The 19,717-nt window shown below is 45.2% G+C and carries 19 protein-coding genes; 1 reads left to right on the top strand and 18 read right to left on the bottom strand.

Annotated features, from left to right (window positions below):
* Positions 1 to 232: 232 nt before the first annotated feature.
* The 18 genes from LGT40_RS02710 to LGT40_RS02625 all read right to left on the bottom strand — a co-directional run bounded on the left by LGT40_RS02710 (position 233) and on the right by LGT40_RS02625 (position 17,693).
* Positions 233 to 1,024, bottom strand: a complete 792-nt coding sequence (locus LGT40_RS02710) for a hypothetical protein (RefSeq protein ID WP_226069783.1) — start codon at positions 1,022 to 1,024, stop codon at positions 233 to 235.
* A complete protein-coding gene (locus LGT40_RS02705; RefSeq protein WP_226069782.1) occupies positions 1,017 to 2,033 on the bottom strand; it encodes an AAA family ATPase in 1,017 nt (338 codons plus the stop codon). The genes LGT40_RS02710 and LGT40_RS02705 overlap by 8 nt, the downstream gene beginning before the upstream one ends.
* 85 nt (positions 2,034 to 2,118) lie before the next feature.
* The gene (locus LGT40_RS02700) at positions 2,119 to 2,409 is read right to left on the bottom strand and encodes a hypothetical protein (RefSeq protein WP_226069781.1); all 291 of its coding nucleotides are present in this window, start codon (positions 2,407 to 2,409) and stop codon (positions 2,119 to 2,121) included.
* Positions 2,410 to 2,420: 11 nt separating this feature from the next.
* Positions 2,421 to 3,272, bottom strand: a complete 852-nt coding sequence (locus LGT40_RS02695; RefSeq protein WP_226069780.1) for a PD-(D/E)XK nuclease family protein — start codon at positions 3,270 to 3,272, stop codon at positions 2,421 to 2,423.
* Complete coding sequence (locus LGT40_RS02690; RefSeq protein WP_226069779.1) at positions 3,269 to 3,544, bottom strand: hypothetical protein; 276 nt, start codon at positions 3,542 to 3,544, stop codon at positions 3,269 to 3,271. The genes LGT40_RS02695 and LGT40_RS02690 overlap by 4 nt, the downstream gene beginning before the upstream one ends.
* Before the next feature lie 763 nt (positions 3,545 to 4,307).
* Positions 4,308 to 5,099 (bottom strand): hypothetical protein, encoded by a 792-nt coding sequence (locus LGT40_RS02685; protein ID WP_226069778.1) that lies wholly within the window; start codon positions 5,097 to 5,099, stop codon positions 4,308 to 4,310.
* Positions 5,100 to 5,110: 11 nt separating this feature from the next.
* Positions 5,111 to 5,548 carry a single-stranded DNA-binding protein gene (locus LGT40_RS02680; protein ID WP_264177802.1) on the bottom strand — a complete coding sequence of 146 codons (438 nt, stop codon included), beginning with the start codon at positions 5,546 to 5,548 and terminating at the stop codon, positions 5,111 to 5,113.
* A gap of 220 nt (positions 5,549 to 5,768) precedes the next feature.
* On the bottom strand, positions 5,769 to 6,575 hold the full coding sequence (locus LGT40_RS02675; RefSeq protein WP_226069777.1) for a hypothetical protein: 807 nt from the start codon (positions 6,573 to 6,575) through the stop codon (positions 5,769 to 5,771).
* Between the two features lie 430 nt (positions 6,576 to 7,005).
* Entirely contained in the window at positions 7,006 to 7,419 is a 414-nt protein-coding gene (locus LGT40_RS02670; RefSeq protein WP_226069776.1) for a hypothetical protein, read from the bottom strand.
* Positions 7,420 to 7,717: 298 nt separating this feature from the next.
* Positions 7,718 to 10,816, bottom strand: coding sequence for a type I restriction endonuclease subunit R (locus tag LGT40_RS02665; RefSeq protein WP_226069775.1), 3,099 nt, complete (start codon positions 10,814 to 10,816; stop codon positions 7,718 to 7,720).
* 7 nt (positions 10,817 to 10,823) lie between these two features.
* Positions 10,824 to 11,813 (bottom strand): virulence RhuM family protein/type II toxin-antitoxin system death-on-curing family toxin, encoded by a 990-nt coding sequence (locus tag LGT40_RS02660; RefSeq protein WP_226069774.1) that lies wholly within the window; start codon positions 11,811 to 11,813, stop codon positions 10,824 to 10,826.
* 164 nt (positions 11,814 to 11,977) lie between these two features.
* The gene (locus tag LGT40_RS02655; RefSeq protein WP_226069773.1) at positions 11,978 to 13,243 is read right to left on the bottom strand and encodes a restriction endonuclease subunit S; all 1,266 of its coding nucleotides are present in this window, start codon (positions 13,241 to 13,243) and stop codon (positions 11,978 to 11,980) included.
* Positions 13,244 to 13,245: 2 nt separating this feature from the next.
* A complete protein-coding gene (locus tag LGT40_RS02650; RefSeq protein ID WP_226069772.1) occupies positions 13,246 to 14,796 on the bottom strand; it encodes a type I restriction-modification system subunit M in 1,551 nt (516 codons plus the stop codon).
* Positions 14,797 to 14,854: 58 nt separating this feature from the next.
* Complete coding sequence (locus LGT40_RS02645; RefSeq protein WP_226343151.1) at positions 14,855 to 15,478, bottom strand: hypothetical protein; 624 nt, start codon at positions 15,476 to 15,478, stop codon at positions 14,855 to 14,857.
* Positions 15,479 to 15,609: 131 nt separating this feature from the next.
* Complete coding sequence (locus tag LGT40_RS02640) at positions 15,610 to 15,969, bottom strand: hypothetical protein (RefSeq protein WP_226069770.1); 360 nt, start codon at positions 15,967 to 15,969, stop codon at positions 15,610 to 15,612.
* A 38-nt stretch (positions 15,970 to 16,007) separates the two neighbouring features.
* Complete coding sequence (locus LGT40_RS02635; RefSeq protein WP_226069769.1) at positions 16,008 to 16,454, bottom strand: hypothetical protein; 447 nt, start codon at positions 16,452 to 16,454, stop codon at positions 16,008 to 16,010.
* A gap of 14 nt (positions 16,455 to 16,468) precedes the next feature.
* Entirely contained in the window at positions 16,469 to 16,804 is a 336-nt protein-coding gene (locus LGT40_RS02630; protein WP_226069768.1) for a hypothetical protein, read from the bottom strand.
* Between the two features lie 19 nt (positions 16,805 to 16,823).
* Positions 16,824 to 17,693, bottom strand: coding sequence for a DNA replication terminus site-binding protein (locus LGT40_RS02625; protein ID WP_226069767.1), 870 nt, complete (start codon positions 17,691 to 17,693; stop codon positions 16,824 to 16,826).
* 364 nt (positions 17,694 to 18,057) lie between these two features.
* Here LGT40_RS02625 and LGT40_RS02620 point away from each other — a divergent pair, with 364 nt between their 5' ends.
* On the top strand, positions 18,058 to 18,942 hold the full coding sequence (locus LGT40_RS02620; RefSeq protein ID WP_226069766.1) for a hypothetical protein: 885 nt from the start codon (positions 18,058 to 18,060) through the stop codon (positions 18,940 to 18,942).
* Positions 18,943 to 19,717 lie beyond the last annotated feature (775 nt).

Raw genomic sequence — 19,717 nt, 5'->3', positions numbered from 1 at the left:
GATACCCCCCCCCCCCCCCCCAAAGCGTAAGTACTTGAAAGTAAAAGAGAAATAATAACGGTACAAACTGCTGTTTTTTGCTTCATTTTAGTGCTCATCAGTAAGGATTTTCGTGAGGATTTTGAGGATAGTGAGTTTTGAAGCAGAGGGCTATGAATAACCGGATATTGGTCCAAGCCGGTTATCGTTACAAACAAAAAAGCCGCTCCCCAAAGGGAACGGCTCAATTGAATTAAAAACAAATAGCTGTCGGCGTACTGACAGCCTCCTGAGATAAAATCTGAACTGGTTTGGCTATTATGCCAATTGCCTGTGCGACTTCTCGAACATAGCTTCTCGGTAGCTCTAATCCCTCAACAAAGTCAGCCGGTAGGCCTCGCTTGCTTGGCATTAAATCACGATCAGTCTGCCCTTTAGACGCTACGGCTGTAACGCTGCCATCGGGGAGCTTTTTTGATAAACCCACCAGCAGCAAAAGCTGTAGCGAGTAATCGATCTTGCCACCCCCCATGACTTTCCCCCCTGATAGGAAGCTTAATCCAGCATCTCTTGCGATTTGCCAGCCTCCCGTTGGAAGCAAGCCATCACACGAAATGATGGCTCCTTTCAGGTTTGCGTCATATTCAGCCGATATCGGCAACATATTAAAGCCAGTGTCGAAGCTGTATTCCACAATGTCATCAACCAGTGATTTCAATGCGGTTTCCACTTCCACCTCGTCCAACTCAGACAAACTCCACGTTGCTTGCTCGATATCCTGAGCTAACGTGACATTGCCCTTGTCGTCGATACGCGCCTTACCAATCAGTGAGTAACCTTCACTCAGTTTTTGGCTTGAACGCTGAATCAGCTCGCTCCTCGCATCCGTGCCAGGGTTTAATTTAAGCACCCTGGTACGCAGCTTGGAGCCGGTCTTACCAAACATAACGGTAAGCTCGTTTGCTGCTGTGACTTTAACGGCCCAGTCTTTTGTCCCTTGACCAGCTGGACTGTCGTTTCGGTAGAGATCATACAAATCAGTCATTGAATGATTTACCTCCATTTCCAGTCGTTGCTTGAGCAGAACCACTTGTCCAGGCATCACCGATGTGCAATTCAGCAACTTCGATAATGGCCGCTCGGGTTGGTCGGTCAGCTACATTAAGTAGTGCCCGGTCCAACGCGTATGCAATAGGTGAATCTTCTATTGCACGGCTAAACCCGTGATAAGCTTTGGTCATATGTCCCCAGCGTAAAAGCGTCCGTGTACTCATGGTCAACGGTATCCGGTTTTCCCCTTCGGTGTGCAGATTGCGAATGTCATTTGCAACATCAACCATCTTTTCGCACAGCTCGTCGGATAAATCCGGTTCCACTGATTTCAGAATGCCTACTTCCACTTCTTTTTCCGGGTAGCCCACAGATACTTTCCAGAAACGATCAACAAATGCCAGGTCTTGCTTATTGGCATTACTGTAATCATCACTAGCACCGGCCATATTCGTATTACCTGTTGCTGCAAAACAAAATGCATCGTCAGGTTTTACGACATGATGACCAGCTGCATCCAGAACCAAAGGACGCCCTGCTAATACTTCATACAGTCCAGTTAAGACTGCATCATCTGCTCGGTCAATCTCATTGAGCACCAGTATTCCAGGTTCATTTTCTGCACCCATCGCCAATGGCACAACACCATACATAAATACAGTGTCACCACCAACGATTTCAGTACGGCCCATCAGAACGTCAAACTCCATGCCTTCATATATCGTTTTTTCATACATCGGTATATTCAGTAATGCACAAAAGTTCACTAAAGCAGCCGATTTACCCGCGCCCGTAGGTCCGAACAAATACATGCCGTCTTTATTGACGCCTGCCAGGTTCATGTTCCACCAGACCATCAGATCTCGTAAAACACCTTTGTCAAAACGATAATTAGCTTCAGCGACTGGAACATACTGTGAACCCGGTTCGTACCCAGTAATAAATTGTCCCTTTGCTGCCTCGATGCCAAATGTTAAACCGATATCGTATTGCATTGTTTTCATGTGCTATCTCCAAATTGAAATAACACCACCCCCGAAGGGGTGGTGGTATAAAACCACCCCAAGGGGTGAAACGATTTCTAACTATTCACATAGCCAGATATTTTTTAATTGAGTCGCGATTCGCTTCCGGATCTTCGATCCCTATCACCTTGCAACATGTTGCAAAGCTAAAGGGGCGATTATCATTAACGATGGGTTCGTCCAACCAAGCCATTAACTCCTGCCACTGCTCGCCTCCGCGAACAGAATCACGCATTTGCTCAATGCTTCGGATGTAGAACTCTTCGTGCAGCCCCTCAATAAGCTCCTCGGTAATGTCCCAAGATTCTTTGTTGAGAGGTAGAAGGTCGAAATCTAACGCTAATTGCATCATCATCCTTCTTCCTCCTATGCTGCCAGTTGCAGGGCAATCTTCGCTTTGTCTGGAATCTCCAAATCTTCAGTGCATCCCTCACTGCATAACCGGTTAAAGTCACACATTGAACAAGGACTGTTAAAGGCTCCAAGCGGGCTGCGGTTAAACCGCCCATTGTTGTAGTCGTTAACAAACCACTGACAGGTCTGAATGTATTCCGAGACTCGATCTGACGGTCTGCGGTCAACGATTTGAGGAGAATGGATAACCGGGTCTTTTTTCTTGTGCAAGCACATGAAACCAACCTGGTCGGCCTGTTCTATCCCTAACGTCTGCGCATGACTATCTACGAGCAGCTGATACGCCGTTAACTGATCGGATTGACGAACATACAAATCATCATAGGCAACACCGGTTGTTTTGATGTCGATAATGATGACTCTGCCAAGCTGATCCATAGCGATTAAATCCAGATAACCCCGCAAACTATCTCTCGGTGCTATCTGAACTGCGAGTTCGACCTGCAATGCAGGTGAACCATCTGGCATGATAAAAACCATCAGCTCAGACTCCTCCCACGCAGCTGGAAACTTCCCAGCCATCGCAGCACCCATCTCTCTCAGCTTTTTTTCCGACTGTGTAGACGAATACTCAAGTGAAATTGATGACTGCTTTTTCCAATGTCTTAGAAAGACATCCTCAATGGAAGAAATCCGATTCCCCAGCGTTGCTGCCTTTAAGTAATCCATCACGGTGTCATCCACCGCTTTACCGAAAGCAAGGTTTGCTGAAGTAACCTTTGGTCTTATACCCAACTTGTAGTGGTACCAGACCTGCTTCATGCAAGTCTGACCCTTCTGAACTCGGCTAGGACTGAGAATCATTGCTCACTCCTTTGCCACAAAATCCGCTTCTCTTCGAGGAAAGCATGCGAATATTTTTTAGCTCGTTTTTGTTGGGATCTGCTGAAAAGGTTATAGCCCACGACTTTGCGTGCCTTTTCGAGAATGATTACTAACTTGTCACCCGCCCACATGGCGCGAGTAACATGGTCGTCCTTCTGATCTACACGGGATACTTTAAATTCTGCATTTGCACCCGCTTGTTTGATGATCTCTTGCAGGACTTCATCACGTCTCAGCGTCTTAAACTTCATTTGTGCCTCCTTGAATTGATAATCCTTCGGAATGGCACAGACAAAGCTATCCCTACAGGGCAGTTTGTGTGCCCTGAAGGGTGATTGAGTGCTGATTAAACGGTCAGCAAGCCGCTTTCAATCGACAAATAAATGTCGATCAGAAACCTTTGGTCTGGAGGCACGAAAAAAACGTACAGACGTGCAGACACACAAAAGATTTCTGCGTGAAAAAATTTACTTCAATCGGATTTGCTCTTTCGAGCTGAGAGTACGGCCAGTGGACGTATCTTATTGAGCCTGGCGGGAGCCAAGAATCGCAGGAAGCGATATTTGGATACGAAAATACCAATTTAACAGATGGGTGTCAACGCCTTGGATCACGTTGCTCAATATTTAACCAGCGGACTTTCTTTTCGACTGGCCAACGTCCTTATGTGGTTACTGACAGACTTATCCACAGAAAATGTGAATGAAATATGACAGATAGGTATGACCTTCGCGTGGAGGCCAATTCACAACTGCGTAAAGCGGCTTAATAACACTTAACGATCCAAAACGATAAATACATTTGAACAGCCCGGTTGTGGCTGATGTTAAATGAGGTATCAATGGATAATAACAATAAAGAAGTAGAGCGAAATAAAGGTTGGTTCATCATAATCAAGTTCGGATGGAAACTTTACCAGTACTACCATGAAGTAGGATTAATCGACTTTTGGATAACTGGATCAGACTGATAAAAGAAAAACCCCCACCGAAATCGGCAGGGGTTTTAATTTTTTCAAGTGAGTAAAGGTAAACCTTTCAGATGTAACAGTGCATTGCGAAACTCTTCAACAGTATTCACAACAGGGCAATCTACACCCTTCACTCTGGCCAATGATTCAAGCTGGCGTCGTTGTGCGGGCTGGACCTTGGTCGGGTCTGCTTTTACACCGCGACTGGTGCTTGTGTCATTTGTCTGTCGTTGTTGGACAGGCGTGGCTGGTTCCGTCTTCTCCGTAGAGCTGACGGTCTTAGTCTCGGCAGGTTCAGCAGGCTCTGGCTCGTTGCGAGGTGTTTCTACCGCAACAGGTTGCATGACCACTGTCTGACTTTGACTAGGCGCATCACTTACAGTATCAAAGGCAAGGCCTTGGGAATTCATGTCATTGTCTTCATCTGAATCAAAGACATCGCCACCAAATCCCAAACGAGCGAGTAATCGTTGAAAAGCTGCCGTCTCACCGGATTCGTAATCTTTAAGATTCCAAATTGGTTTGATTGCAGAACTCTCCGCGACCACGTTGCCCTCTTTGTCCACTAATTGCGACTTGAAGACAACTTTACGCTCATCCATCAGCTCCTTTATATGCTGCTCAGGAAGCTTCCCTTGTGCTGCCAGTGCAATGCACAGTTCCTTTCGGCCCTGTGCAAAGTCCAGGTAGTCAGTGGAATGAGCCAATACGCGATAGCCTTTATCTGGACCATATACCTTTAAAAACTCAGGTACACGGGCAGAGACTTTCACATACTGATTCGTTTCACCGTTTTGATTTTGGATATGAACTACTTTTGAGTTAGTTGCAGCCATGATGTGCCTCCTTAACCGTAGTAGTCTTCACCGCTACCGTAATCACCCGGATTGTAATCCATATCGTTATGGCCACCAGCTGGTGGTGGCATATCTCCTGCAGATGAGCCTGCATTCGATTTGCTGTCCAACATGGTCATTTCAGATGCGACAATTTCAGTGGTATAAACATCATTACCACCTTTATCTTGCCATTTACGCGTCTGAATACGCCCTTCGATATAGACCTGTGCGCCTTTCTTCAGGTACTGCTGTGCAATTTCACCTAACTTATTACGCAGAATTACCCGATGCCATTCCGTTCTTTCCTGTCGTTCGCCTGTTTGTTTGTCTCTCCAGGACTCAGAGGTTGCAATTCGCAGATTGCAGATACTGCCACCTGTTGGAAATGCACGCGACTCCGGATCAACACCCAGACGACCAACTAAAATCACTTTATTGACTGACATAAACTTCTCCTAAAAAGGGTTTCCTACACTCCCATTGAGGGCAGGACTTGAATTACAGTGTTCAACCTTGGTCAAACACCCATGAGAGCAGTAATTAACGCTACTGCTTAACGTTTCAGCCTGAATAACAAGTATTCAGCGCAGAAACCCTTTTCTTAGTGGCACTGATTAACAATGCATCTAAAAAAAGAGCCGCCGCAAGGGCAACTCTTTAGGACTCTCAGCCAACCTCCAATACATGTGAAAAACTACGCTCATTGGATGACTTATTGCTATTTAACGACACTACATTTACATACGGCATAACATTAATGCGTTTGTCCATGTAGAAGTGAGTTTCATAACGGCTCAACAACACGTAAGCGATATACGCGCTCAAATTGTCGAGTCGATACTCAGTCATGCCTGTCATAGAGGTTTGGGGTTCGAGCAATGCCTTCAGCTTGATGGCAAGTCGTGATAAATCCTTCACCATATCTGCTGAGAGCAAAGCACATAGCCCATCCAATATTTCAGGGTTATGACCTTCCAGCCAGATACTGACAGGACGTTTACGGCCTTCAACCATTGGCTCTGAGATCTTGATGGTGAAAACCGTTTGCGAGTACGGATTTAAGACATCCACACTCCAGATATCTCCCTTATGCTGCTGACGCAGTTCGGGAGTATCCGTCATCATAAAACCACCTCTATACAGAAGTAGTTTTGCAATGGCGCTTACTTGGCCTTTCATCATCTGCTTTTCACCCGTAGGTGGAAAAGCCATTCTGAAACCGATGCCGGCAACACCCGCCAGCATGTTCAGTTTTTCCTGTACTTTGTCTGGCATCTCTTGCTGAAGGTCGAGTGTTAGCAGCTTCGCAAACAGCGCCAAATCGTCATTAGTCTTGCCATCGCTTGCCATAAACCAAACTTGCGTTGGCGTATTGTTTTGCTCTGTCAAAAATAGACGACACGGCTCAGCACTCGGAATATCGAATGTCCAAGCATCTTTACCTAAAGCGGGAAAATCTTCGTGATTGCTCATTTGACGCTCCTTTAAAACAAAAAAGGGGCCAAATGACATTATCCGCCCAGGGCCGATATTCATCTGACCCCGAGGGTAGTGTTGTGAGCAGTTTAGATCACAACGATTGAGTGTCGGTTAGTGCCGACGTTCACTTCACAAGCAACATGAAAATTGCTTGAAAAAACCTTATGGCAAAATCATCCCGCAGGAAGGCTTTGCGATAAGGCCTAAACTTTCTTAAAAAACTATTGGGAACTACATTTCAAATGTCTGTCCTCCGTAGAAGACAGACTCTTTTGTGAAATACTTTGAGGAGTATTGATACATCCGTAGACATATCTAATTGAGAGCAGAAAGTTCGTTCTGCTAGCGATTCAGTCTGCAAATAATTACAGACGAGAATGGTTTCATTCTGGAGGAGTGTTTTTCAGTTGTCAAGCAGTAGATATTATTCACGTCTGCGACTTGGCTCACCTGCTTGAACAACTCTTGGCCACCGGGCATGAATTTGATTATCTTCTAATTCTGGCTCTAGCGTCACGACATACACTCGTCGTTCATTGCTGTTCATTGCTCTTGCCACCAACCCCTGTATAAACTGCCCTTTTTGCAAGTCATACCAATGTCCATGACCTTCAAAGTCTTTCTCCATAAAGCTTAACGCCGGTATTTTTACGGGAATGGGGTGATATTTCTCCCAAATGCCACCATAGATCGATTCCAGTTTTGCCCAGCCGGTGGCAGGCAGAACTCCCTCCTGATTAAGCCTTCTTCCCCAGGGCAGTAAAACCACTTCACCATTTCTCAGAACGGGCAGGACGGCTTTAGGATTCGCAAAGTACATCCGCATAGTCTCGTTCATGAACTAGCTGATCTGCATCCAACATCTAGTCCAACTTTAACTTAGTAATGCCCGTAGTTTTTGAATCAATTTGTCGGATGGTAGCGGCATCGATTGGTTTGAATATCAAGCGGCATGGAGGTTAAAGACAGTCCCTCGATTTTTGTATTGTGAAATTATTGTTGTCTACTCCACCATATTGCTTACCAGAATAAATGAGCAATATGCCTGACAAAAAAGATGAAAAAACCATAGTTCCATCCATGAACCAATCCCCCGCCATCTATAAATCTTAATTATGATTTCATTAGCTTCTTAGCTAAACTTTGCCACCTACGCCTTTAAACTTTTCAACAAACGCGGCGATCTTCTGAAATACACTTTGCTTCTTGGTGAGGTACTGCGGATTCAGCGGACTCATTTTTGGGAGAATGGTATTCAGCTCAGTTCCATTATCGCTGGCGTACTCGCGTTTGAGTGATGTGGTGATGTAGCGCTTGGCTGCTTCTATGTTCAGGCTCTCCTGGTTTATAAGCTCATCAGCCTCCCGCTGCTGCTCTGCTTGGGCAAAAGCAAAGAAGGCTTCAATTACGCCAGACTTATCACCCAGCTCATCGAGGTTGGTCTGATTGATAAAATCGACCACAAGGCTCTCTTTAGCGCGATTACCAAGACTGGCTCTTATCACCCGTCGCACTTCTTCAACCAGTTCAGCTTTGCTTGTGGTTTTCTTGTTGTGCTCGAAGATGAGTTCCAGAATATAGTCGAGATTAATTTCCTGAGATTTAAGCAGGTCGATCTCAAACACCACGTCATCCCAGTCAATCTTAGACTTGGATTGCTCTTCCCCTGCCTTCTCACGGCGCAGCCAGTCTCGTATATCGTTGTAGGTTGATCGGTAATCCTGGACTTTACGCTCAGCCGGCATTCTGATGGTCTGCAGCGCGGCAAAATCCTCATCATTAAGGTAATGCTCAGCCTTAAATGCTACGACCGCTTGTGGATCGCTTATGTCTACATCTTGCAACGCTTTCAGGCTGGCAAACTCATCATAGTTTTGCAGGATGTTTTCAACGCGCAGATATTCACCAAAGAGTTTGGCAAATTCTTTTTTGTCGGCCTCTTTTTCAATGTTGGCTGGGTCTGGAAACTTCTGCTCCAAGTCATGCACCACATCCATAAAGCCGCGTCGGGCCTCACCGGTGACGGCGTCGGTAAACCCTTCCATGTATTCTGTGTAGCTTTTCTCCAGTACTACGTTTTTGGTGTTGCTATTACCAAATAACGTAATGGCATCCACGGTGGCTTTTTCCAAATCGCGGAATGTGACGATATTGCCAAAGGTCTTGGTCGCATCATAAATGCGGTTAGTACGCGAAAAGGCCTGCATCAGTCCGTGGTAGCGCAGGTTTTTATCAACGAACAAGGTATTGAGTGTCGGCGCATCAAAGCCAGTTAGGAACATGCCCACGACAATCAACAGGTCAATGTCTTTTTCCTTAACCCGTTTGGCCAAATCTCTGTAATAGTTTTGAAAGCCATTGCTGTCTACGCTGAAGCTGGTTTTGAAATAAGCGTTATAGTCAGCTATTGCCGCGTTTAGAAACTCCTTGGCGCTGCTATTCATGGCCGAGACATCAAAGCTCTCATCAGGTATAGCGCCCACCATATTCTGCTCCTCGTTGGCTGCAAACGAGAAGATAGTGGCGATTTTCAGTGGTTTCTCACTGTCTTTCTGAAGATTATTCAGGGACTCATAGTAGAGCTTGGCAGCTTCAACACTGCTCACCGCAAACATGGCATTAAAGCCCTTGGCACCAGGTTGCAGTCGATGGGTTTTCTGGCGATAGTTTTTCAGAATATATTCAGAAATTTCACGAATTCGCTCAGGGTGTTGCAAGGCTTCCCTGTTTTCTGCAGCATTGAGTTTTTGTTCATCCTGCTCAGTTTCAATGGCCTTAAACTTCACTCGGACATCGTTGTAGTCCACCTTGAATTTGAGCACTTTTTCATCTCGGATAGCATCAGTGATGACGTAAGAATGTAATTCCTTGCCAAAGACACTGGCGGTCGTTTCAGAACCGGATGCGTTCTCAGGGAAGATAGGCGTACCAGTAAAACCAAACTGATAATACTTTTTGAATTTCTTTTTTAGATTTTTCTGGGCTTCTCCGAACTGACTGCGATGACATTCATCGAATATAAACACTACCTGTTTGTTATAAACGGGCAGATCACCCTCGCTTTTCATCAGATTGTTCAGTTTCTGAATGGTGGTGACGATGATTTTGTTGTCATCTTTGTCTAGGTTTCGCTTTAAACCTGCAGTGCTGTCAGAGCCATTGACGCTATCAGGTGAAAAACGCTGATACTCTTTCATGGTTTGATAATCGAGGTCTTTGCGATCTACAACAAAAAACACCTTCTCAATGAACGCAAGTTCTGTAGCCAGACGCGCCGCTTTGAAGCTGGTCAGGGTTTTGCCGGAGCCTGTGGTATGCCAGATAAAACCTCCACTTTCCGGCTCACTCCATTTTTTGGCCTCAAACGAGCTGTTTATCTTCCACAAGATCCGCTCAGTGGCGGCGATTTGATAAGGACGCATGACAAGCAGCGTATCGCTGGTATCAAATACTGAATAATGTAATAGCACCTTTAGCAGCACGTTTTTCTGGAAGAAAGTGGCGGTGAAGTCTTTTAGGTCCTTAATCAGGTTATTGTCAGACTTTGCCCAGTTCATGGTGAAATCGAAGCTGTTTTTGTTTCGCTGAGTGGTATTGGCAAAATAGCGGGTGTCGGTGCCATTGGAAATCACAAACAACTGCAGGTACTTATAGAGCGAATTATCACTGTTAAAGCTCTCTTTGCTATAACGATGCACCTGATTAAAGGCTTCACGTATCGCCACACCGCGTTTTTTCAGTTCAATCTGTACCAGTGGCAGGCCATTGACCAGAATAGTGACGTCGTATCGGTTGGCGTGGTTGCCAGCTTGCTCGAATTGCTTGATAACCTGCACTTTGTTTCGCGCCACATTCTTTTTGTCGAGCAGGTAGATATTTTGAATACGACCATCATCAAACGTGAAGTCGTGGATGTAGTCATCATGAATTTTGCGTGTTTTATCGACGATGCCATCACTGGGTTTATCCAGAAAAGTCTCGATAAAACGCCGCCATTCACCTTCAGAAAACACCACATTATTGAGGGTTTGCAACTGGGTTCGCACATTGTCCAGCATGGACACAGTGTTACTCAGCTTTGGCAGATATTCATAGCCTTGATTGACCAAATCCTGGATCAGCTCACGCTCTAAGTCACCTTCGCTTTGGTAGCTTTCAACCGCATCCCATTCCCTGGTGTATTTTTCGAGTACGATGAAATTCTTTGACTCGGCGATAGTTTTATATTCGCTCATGTCTTCCTCAGTTATCCGTTTTTAGCAGAATAAAATGCTCAATCAGCCGAATCATCAGCTCTTTCTGAACCGGTTGGCTTTCCGCCACTAATAAGGCCAGCGCTACCAGCGTGTTGTCATTAATCAATTCTTCAACAGGCTTGGCTAGCAGATGCTGGTTAATTCGCAAATACCACAAAAACAAAAAAGAACCGCTGCGTTTATTACCGTCAGCTAAAGGGTGATTCTTAATCACAAAGTACAGCAAATGAGCAGCACGACTCGCGACATTAGGGTAAAACAGATCGTCACCAAAACCTTGCTCGATGGTAGCCAGCGCTGAAGCTAGGCCTTCTCCTCGGAGCTGGCCGAAGAGTTCAGTGGCTTCGCCCTTAGCAATTAGCGTTCTCTTGAGCTGACCAATAGCGGCCAATGCGTCATCCAGCATCAGCGCATGCATATCGCCTTGTTTGTTGGATAGCGCTTGCAGACTTTGTTCATCGTAACCCTGCAATAGGCTCCAACTGCGCGCATAATCGTTAATGACAGCCAGCACAGCTTCGCCCTCATCACTCACCAACTGTTGGTTTGCAAGAGTACGAGAAAGCAGAGCAATCGCTTGTTCAAACTCAACGCCCCGATCTTGCAATCGGCGCTGGTTAAGCGTGTAACCTTCAACAAGATGTTGCTTTAACGTGCGTGTAGCCCATTGCCGGAATTGCGTTGCACGCGCTGAGTTCACACGATAACCCACGGAAATAATGGCATCGAGATTGTAGAGCTTGGTTTTGTATTTTTGCCCGTGATCTGACATATGTTCCAAAATGGAACATGTGTCTTCCTCAGCCAATTCAGCGGCTTTGTAGATGTTGCTTAAATGCTTGGTAATCGCTGGCCGTTTTGTACCAAACAATTCAGCCATTTGCGCCTGTGAAAGCCAAACCGTTTCGTTCTCAAGCGCAACGTTCAGCTCAAGCTTCCCATCATCAGTTTGGTAAATCTCAATATTGCTGGCCATCGGAAACTCCTTTTCCTTAGAAGTGATTAAATCGACTAACGATTTGAACTGGTAAGCAATTCTTAGAAGTTGCAGTTAGCAACCAGTTTTCTGTGGGGCTAAACGCCTCAATCGCTCGGTAAACAACGTTTAATGGGGTAACTTTACCTGGCGACATCAACATATCAAGCGGCCTGCTCGTCTGGCTTCGGAAAGCTTAACAATAAATCACGGTAATACTCGTACTGTTTCTGGCGCAACTCAATTTCGCGGGGCAGGCCTTCGGTGATGGAGTTGGTCAAGGCGTCAAAATTGTCGAGGATGGAGACGATTCGGGCTTGTTCCTCAAGTGACTTTTGAGGATTGTTTGGGTGTGGAATAGGAATCGATAGTTTTCTCAAGTTATTGTTATAAAGCCTTTTGATTGTCCCACCTTCAGATGTGCCCCAGTTTGCAATTTGATAGAAATAAAACAAGAACTTGTTAAGGACTAGTCTTTCATCATTCTCAATCCAGACGATATTACTATCTTGGAAGTACGAATCTGCGCCATCAAATATAACTGTACGCCCGATGGTGCCACTAGCAGAAATCAGGACCTCACCGGTTCTCGGATAGCTATATTTTGATTTGTATTTCTCAAACAGACTTCTCGAAATAAAAGAATCGGGTGATTTCCCAAAAGTACCAATTTTGTAAAAAGGAATGTCTCCTTCGGGCAGCGTCTGAGATTTTAATATTCGCTTACACATACGAACCTGACCAATTTCACCGAGCGGCTTCCACTCAACCTCACCCTCCTCAAACGTCAACAACTTATCACGATAGTAGTTGTATTGTTTTTTACGGGCGGCCAGCTCGGCGGTCAGCTCGGCGGTCAGCTCGGTGAAGGTGTCCAGTATCCGGACGATTTCGGCTTGGATTTCAAGCGATTTTTTGGGGTCCTCAGGGCAGGGTATAGGGATTTTGAACTTTCTAATATTAGCCATCGTTAAATTCTTCATTGATGAAGATGCCAGATAACGATCAATTTGTGACTTTTCGAAATCATCAGTCTGAAAGTAGTACCTCATGAACACAGGATTTATAGATGCATTAGTAAACCTAATTCTGGCAACGTTAGGCGCTAGATAATACCTGTCATCCTCATCAACTAATGCTACTTCACCAATTGTTCCAACATATGTGAAGAGCATGTCATTTCTATATAACTTGCTTCTCGACAATTTTGAGAACTCGCTTCCGTCAATGTATTTAACATTTTTAAGCTCCAGTGAGCCATTTTTAACATTTAGCCCTCTTAAAGCGATAATCTTACCGCTATCTGAGTAGTAAACATGCTTTGTAAATTCATAACCTGCTAATTTTGTAACTTCACCAACATCTCCTAAAAGTTTCCACTCTATTTCAACCCCATCCAGCAGCTTTTCCATAAAACTCACGCTGCTCATCCTTAAGCCTCCTCGCCTTCTATCTCAGCCACAATGGCATCAATATCCATACGCAGTTGGTCGATTTTGGTCACGGTGGTTTTCAGCTCTGCATTGAGCGTTGTGATGTCGATGACTTCACGGGTGTCCAAAGCTGTCACATAGCTGCTAACCGACAGGTTGTAATCATTAGCTGCAATATCTTCATGCGGCACTGATTTGGCCAGATGGTCAACATTTTCCTTGCTGTCGAACACATCCATGATTTTCTGAATATGCTCATCAGTGAGCGTGTTGTTATTGGTTTCTTTCTTAAACAGACCGCTGGCATCAATAAACTGGGTGGTGGTATCGCTCTTATGTTTGGATAGCACCAGAATGGTGACGGCGATGGTCGTGCCATAAAAGAGGTTTGGTGCGAGTGAAATCACCGTTTCGACATAGTTGTTATCGACCAGATACTTTCTGATTTTTTGCTCAGCACCACCACGATAGAAAATGCCCGGAAAGCATACAATCGCTGCACGACCTCTGCTAGAAAGATAGCTGAGTGCATGTAATACAAACGCAAAGTCGGCCTTAGACTTGGGTGCCAATACGCCGGCAGGAGCAAAGCGTTCATCATTAATCAGTGTGGGGTCGTCTGAGCCAATCCATTTCACGCTATAAGGCGGATTAGAGACAATGGCATCAAACGGCTTATCTTCACCAAAGTGTGGGTCTGTCAGCGTATTGCCCAGCATCATATTGAACTTGTCATAGTTGATATTGTGCAAAAACATATTCATCCGCGCCAGGTTATAAGTGGTGTGGTTGATTTCCTGACCGAAAAAGCCTTCTTCAATGATATGGGCATCAAAGTGTTTTTTGGCCTGCAGTAGCAGTGAGCCAGAACCGGCAGCCGGGTCATAAATCTTGTTAACGCTAGTTTGTTTGTGCATGGCAAGTTGGGCAATGAGCTTTGAAACATGCTGCGGGGTGAAAAACTCACCACCAGATTTACCGGCATTGGCTGCATAGTTTGAGATCAAGAACTCATACGCATCACCAAACAAATCAATCTGGCTGCCTTCAAAGTCACCAAAATTTAATGCCGCGACACCTTTCAACACGGCTGCAAGACGCAGGTTTTTATCTTTAACGGTATTACCAAGACGATTACTGGTGGTATCAAAATCAGCAAACAAGCCTTTAATGTCCGGCTCGGACGGATAACCATTGGCAGAATTTTCGATATCCGAAAAGATGTTTGCTAAATCGGTATTCAAACTTTCGTTGGTGTTTGCGCCATTAGCGATATTAGCAAACAGTTGGCTGGGGTAGATGAAATACCCCTTAGTCTTGATGGCATCATCTTTGATGTCATCTGTGATGATGTCATCACTCAGTGCAGCGTAATGAATGCTGTCATCACCGCCCTCGATGTAGCTGGCAAAGTTTTCGCTGATAAAGCGATAAAACAACGTACCGAGCACATATTGCTTGAAGTCCCAGCCATCCACTGAGCCGCGAACATCATTGGCAATTTGCCAGATTTGTCTTTGGAGGGCGGCGCGTTGTTGGGTGCTTGTCATACTGTTTTCCTGTTGTCATACAATTAATACGTTATTTTTGTTGTTGTTTAGTCTTTACTTACTCTATTTTCTGTAGCTTGGACTGCTTTATTGCCCAGATATACATTTTCTGAAAATCGGGCATGGACTCTCTACCCTTTTCAATTTCCTCTAAGAGCTGCTCTGGTTGTTGGCGTGCCAGTTCATGTGAAGCTAGACAAAGATACCGGTACCGACCATCTACCTTGTCCATTACTATCCATCCGCCGGTGTTTTCTTTTTCATTCTCGGCTCGTTCTTCCAACGTCCCCGATACTAATTCGTGTGTAAGTGCTGAGATTTGCTCTGGTGATGGTGATTGACCTTCGGTGATGCCATATTTTTCAATTATCGCTTTCCTGTTTGTATCACTTTGGCTGGCCAGACCCTGTTGAAGGTTTTTGACCATGAAAGCAGTGTCATAGAAATGGGCCTTAAACAGCCCTTCAAGCTCTTTTTGCTGGCTGAATGATGATACACGCCGTCTTGCTTCTGCAGGCACCTTTTCTATATTCTCAATAACATCCAGGACAGACAGAAAATCTATGCCCCGTTGTGGTGACTGAGCAAGTGACACCAATTGCATCACCAGGTAGCCTGAAATAAGTGAATCGCCTAATCCAAGGCGATGAATATCCAGACAGACGAGCTTTACGAAGGGCATTATTTCGTCCGTACTGGACTCGGGATTAAACTGCATCGAGATAAGTGTTGCTCCTAAAGAAATACGCTTTCATTGTCTAACCAAAGCTCTCAGCTCTTGCCTGACGCATACAGCTGGAGCTGTAAAGATATCTAATGCAGCTTTTCTCTGGCCTGTTTTTGATGGATTTTACAATAGCAGTTTGTGTTGGCAGGATGAAAGAGTTTTGTGCTATCTACGTAATGGCCATTTGGGGCATAGGATTTACATTGCACCCCTTGTTGGGTTGTGCCAATACATTGAAATCCATTCCAGAATTCGTTGTAACCCCGAAGCGTCTCTTTACTGACACCAAAACTCGTGGCGATGAATAGATCGGGATCGGCTAAAAAGGGACCCACTTCATCCGCTCTTATGTCGAACGTACCCATCGTTGGATGAGTAGCGGCAAGTTCAATGCCCTGGTCAATTAGTGATTCAAGAAAATCGATTTGATCTGTGGTTACCTTCATTTGTTTCTCCAGATTCGATGACTCTAGTTCTTTTGGTCTTATTCTTTCAGACTGGCAGCTTCCCGCTGCTCAATTCGCTCATAGCATGCGCGTTCGTTTTTAACATCATCTATGATCTTCCGGTGCATGGCCACGGAGATGGCGTCCGGATTGTTAAAACGTCCACCGTGCTTGAATATCAGATCTGCCAGCTCACGTTCACTCATGACCATATATTCATCTAACCGGGCACCTTGTTCCGTTCTGACTTTAATAGCTTCAGGATTAACGCTTCTCATGGTGAGTGAGGCCAGATTGTCCACAAGGATCAATTCGTTTACCGCGTCATCGGAAAGGTGGTTAGGGTTCATGAGGCGCAGATCTACTAACCCTTTAATTTCGCTGTACAGCACGTATACATCCAAAAACTCAATATGGTTTTGTGCAAGGATTTTAAGCGCCTCAAGGCGTGCTTTTGCTAATTTGACGATATTTTGTTCGAGCAATGTCAACCTCCTTGTCAGTCATTTTCGGGTTTTGGCCAGCGTGAAGTATAGCTGTCAGGCAAAGAAATGCCATTTTCTGCAGCATACTGGTGAGTGAATACATCGAGTGCTTTGATTTGCTTTCGTGGCTTGTCGTTCACATCCAGCACTTTGTTCTTGATAGCGGTCTGATAGGCGTCATTGTGCACAGACACCTCTACCGCAACGCCATTGTCAGCAAGCCCGTCACAGTTTGGAGATCCAGCTTGTACGCAATTGACGGCAGAGGCTTTTAGGGTCTTGACGCGTTCACTGTCGCGATATGCTGCATACACCAATACCGTGCGCCAAAAGATAAGGGCAACCGACATGAATAGTATGTGTGTTTAATCATTTTTTCTGCTTCCTTAATTTGTCTTCCGGTAAATAACGATGAATATTCAAAAGCGGGCAATATGGCTCTGCCTCTAGTAATGCATCTGAGCGTCTAACACGGACTCTCTGCTGCCATTCTTTAGGGAGTGGCACGATTACCGGCAATGGATCGCCTTCATTTGCAGGGTAAAACAGCGGTAAATGGGCTGTTGTGACCGGAATACGCTCACCTTCAATGAGGATATTGACCTTGGGTTGAGGCGCAGGCGTGTTCACACGCGCCAGAATTTCACCTTCTGGCAGTAACATCAGCTTTGATTGCTCAGCCTCAAGCAATTTACGTTGCTTTTTGTCCGGCGTTTTATTGATTTTTCGTGCAGCCGACTCGATTGCCTGTTCACGGGAGAGTTTCAGAATAGTTCTTGATTGTGACCAGGTAAAACTGATAGATTCGGGGCGTTTTTCAAGTACGCGAAAGGTTCGACCGGCCATTTTACGATTCAGCCGACGTAAACCGACCTTCTCCAGCAAGTACTTGCTCAAAGGCATACCCTCAAGCGTTGATTCCTTGTCGGTACTGCGAAGAAATCTGGCCAACTCATCACGCAGATCATTTATGGATCGCACCTCCGCCAGCATCTCATACGGTACACCCAAGACAGCAGGCATAGAGCTTGTGCTACCAGCTTGTGCATCGTCATCCAAGTACTCCAACGCTTCGATATACAGTGCCACCGTATTTCTGTCGGCATTCAAATGTGCCCAGAACGGATAGGACGTATCCCCCCGAACAAAGTCAGCGACGGCAAACTGTTGATCGCGAAGTGGCAAATACACCGCTTCAAAGCGTTCGATAAGCCTCATCAACTCAGTGGAGTGTTCCATCAGCTTCCCTATTTCGGTTTTAATAATAGGTATATTATAACATAGACACATTTAAGCAAGCCTAACCTCCCTCTCTCGTAGCACACACCTTTCCAAATTGACCTGCCGATGTGATCGTATCGCGCTCGACTCTTTAGCGGCGAAGCCGTGCAAAGGAATATTCCAACTGCCATGACGACCCGGCGTAGCCGTAAATAAAATGAAATAAGCGATAAATAAAAGGAAAGGAAATCAAAATAGAAAGATTTTCACCGCTCGAAAGATGTGAGCTTTCATGGCGCGGAGTGTCAGGCTGGTTATGGGGTTGCGTGAATATGAATGTGTTATAATATGACAGTCATAAACACATCAAACGGAGGTTTTTATGACATCGCTTACTCTTGAATCTACTAACCAAACACTGGCCACCGCCGGTATTCGCCTACGCCTGTCTCAAAAAGGCCTGGCGGTTGTGAGTAAAGTCCCTTTATTTGCGAAAGCGTTGGAGTATTGCACCAATAACGCCAAGGCGCGTGATGATGTGCTGAGTATCATCGGCCACTACAAAGAACAGCCTGATTTAGTCTTTGTTGCAGACAAGCCGCAGGGTCAACCGATGCTCGATGCCGCCCCCGCACAAAATAATATGGATACACCCCCACCCAGACAGCCACGGCCAGTGGCTCAGTCAAAACCCGTCCAGCAATCGACCATCAATCAGCCAGCACCGGCCCGAACAGTGGCACATCCCAATGCACCTGCAGCAAAACACCAAGAACCTGCTGGTGGTCAGCACCAAGTCGATACTGAAAAACGTAATTTTGTAGGCCATCATGTCTATGGCAGACATTCAGCACTCTATTTTGCCTATGATGAAACCCGTGGCGGGAATGCCACTATTGCCGTTGATGGTGCGATGTCCGTGGCCACTCGCCAGTACAATTGGAATCAAAAATTACGCATTCAGATCACTCGTAGTGATTTACCCAGTGTTGCCGCTGTGATGTTTGGTTTATTACCAAAAGTTGAGCTTACCAACTACGGTGCAGACAATACCAAGCGATTGATGATTGAAAATCAGGGAAAAAACTACTTTGTGAATATGTCTGCCAAAGACCATCATCAAATCGCCGTGCCTATCTCGGCCAGTGACGTTTATGAAATTCGTAGTCTGTTTCTGGCTCAGCTGATGAAAAACCGGCCTGAAATTGGCGTTGAGGGGATTTTAGCGAACCTGAAATGCCATGCCGCCATGCTTAAACAAGCCTGATGCAAAAAAGCCACCTTTCATGTGAAGGGTGGCTTTATCTATCATCTTCTCGGATCGTACTTTGCCTGTTAGATGTTACAAACGGAATGTAAGTCGATCTTGGACAAAGGAGATGTGCCTAAAAGACAGCAATACAGACAATCAGAAAATTGCTTCTATTTTCTGTTTTAAAAGCTTTTACTGTTTTAGCCATCTCGATTTTGTTGCTATATCTGACTTTACGGCTTTTCACCACGACATCATAACGGTTACAAAGCGACAGCAATATGGTACTACAGAGACAAATTCACGGTTTTAGAGCGACAAATAAGCGGCATACAGCGACAAATTGACTGCTGCGTGACACCATAAAAATCAAAAACCCTTTAAAGTGTTTAGTATCAATACTTTACAAACGATAGTGCGACAGATTTACGGCGTTATTTTATCGCCTGAAAACGACAAATTAACGGTACAGTACGACAGAATTACGGTTACCTGTTGTTAAACATAGCAATAGCAAGGCTTTATCTACCTTGAATGACCGTTTCGTAGCTTAGCTTGGCATTTTAATAACGACAAAATTACGGTTCGCCAGGACAGCATTAAAACGACAAATAAACGGTAAATGACGACGTTTTTACGGTTATCTGTACAGATGGCGCTGCTTTACCGGCTTTATTCCTTCATAACGACAGATTTACCGGATTGCGCGAAAAGCCCCGTCGTTCAGGGCGGGGATGAATAGCGCGGACGGCAGCGCCGTCCTTTGAATACTTAATGAGGTGTTTGCTGT

Origin of the sequence: Methylophaga pinxianii, assembly GCF_020447225.1 — a bacterium.
Taxonomy (GTDB): Bacteria; Pseudomonadota; Gammaproteobacteria; order Nitrosococcales; family Methylophagaceae; genus Methylophaga; species Methylophaga pinxianii.
This window is presented reverse-complemented; position numbering and strand designations above follow the sequence as displayed.

Bases quoted from the DNA above. Each gene is read 5' to 3' on its own strand.
- LGT40_RS02665 (WP_226069775.1), bottom strand. From the start codon at position 10,816: ATGAGCGAATATAAAACTATCGCCGAGTCAAAGAATTTCATCGTACTC.
- LGT40_RS02670 (WP_226069776.1), bottom strand. From the start codon at position 7,419: ATGAACGAGACTATGCGGATGTACTTTGCGAATCCTAAAGCCGTCCTG.
- LGT40_RS02705 (WP_226069782.1), bottom strand. From the start codon at position 2,033: ATGAAAACAATGCAATACGATATCGGTTTAACATTTGGCATCGAGGCA.
- LGT40_RS02710 (WP_226069783.1), bottom strand. From the start codon at position 1,024: ATGACTGATTTGTATGATCTCTACCGAAACGACAGTCCAGCTGGTCAA.
- LGT40_RS02700 (WP_226069781.1), bottom strand. From the start codon at position 2,409: ATGATGATGCAATTAGCGTTAGATTTCGACCTTCTACCTCTCAACAAA.
- LGT40_RS02650 (WP_226069772.1), bottom strand. From the start codon at position 14,796: ATGACAAGCACCCAACAACGCGCCGCCCTCCAAAGACAAATCTGGCAA.
- LGT40_RS02660 (WP_226069774.1), bottom strand. From the start codon at position 11,813: ATGGCCAGCAATATTGAGATTTACCAAACTGATGATGGGAAGCTTGAG.
- LGT40_RS02625 (WP_226069767.1), bottom strand. From the start codon at position 17,693: ATGGAACACTCCACTGAGTTGATGAGGCTTATCGAACGCTTTGAAGCG.
- LGT40_RS02640 (WP_226069770.1), bottom strand. From the start codon at position 15,969: ATGAAGGTAACCACAGATCAAATCGATTTTCTTGAATCACTAATTGAC.
- LGT40_RS02675 (WP_226069777.1), bottom strand. From the start codon at position 6,575: ATGAGCAATCACGAAGATTTTCCCGCTTTAGGTAAAGATGCTTGGACA.
- LGT40_RS02645 (WP_226343151.1), bottom strand. From the start codon at position 15,478: ATGCCCTTCGTAAAGCTCGTCTGTCTGGATATTCATCGCCTTGGATTA.
- LGT40_RS02620 (WP_226069766.1), top strand. From the start codon at position 18,058: ATGACATCGCTTACTCTTGAATCTACTAACCAAACACTGGCCACCGCC.
- LGT40_RS02655 (WP_226069773.1), bottom strand. From the start codon at position 13,243: ATGAGCAGCGTGAGTTTTATGGAAAAGCTGCTGGATGGGGTTGAAATA.
- LGT40_RS02680 (WP_264177802.1), bottom strand. From the start codon at position 5,548: ATGTCAGTCAATAAAGTGATTTTAGTTGGTCGTCTGGGTGTTGATCCG.
- LGT40_RS02695 (WP_226069780.1), bottom strand. From the start codon at position 3,272: ATGATTCTCAGTCCTAGCCGAGTTCAGAAGGGTCAGACTTGCATGAAG.
- LGT40_RS02690 (WP_226069779.1), bottom strand. From the start codon at position 3,544: ATGAAGTTTAAGACGCTGAGACGTGATGAAGTCCTGCAAGAGATCATC.
- LGT40_RS02630 (WP_226069768.1), bottom strand. From the start codon at position 16,804: ATGTCGGTTGCCCTTATCTTTTGGCGCACGGTATTGGTGTATGCAGCA.
- LGT40_RS02685 (WP_226069778.1), bottom strand. From the start codon at position 5,099: ATGGCTGCAACTAACTCAAAAGTAGTTCATATCCAAAATCAAAACGGT.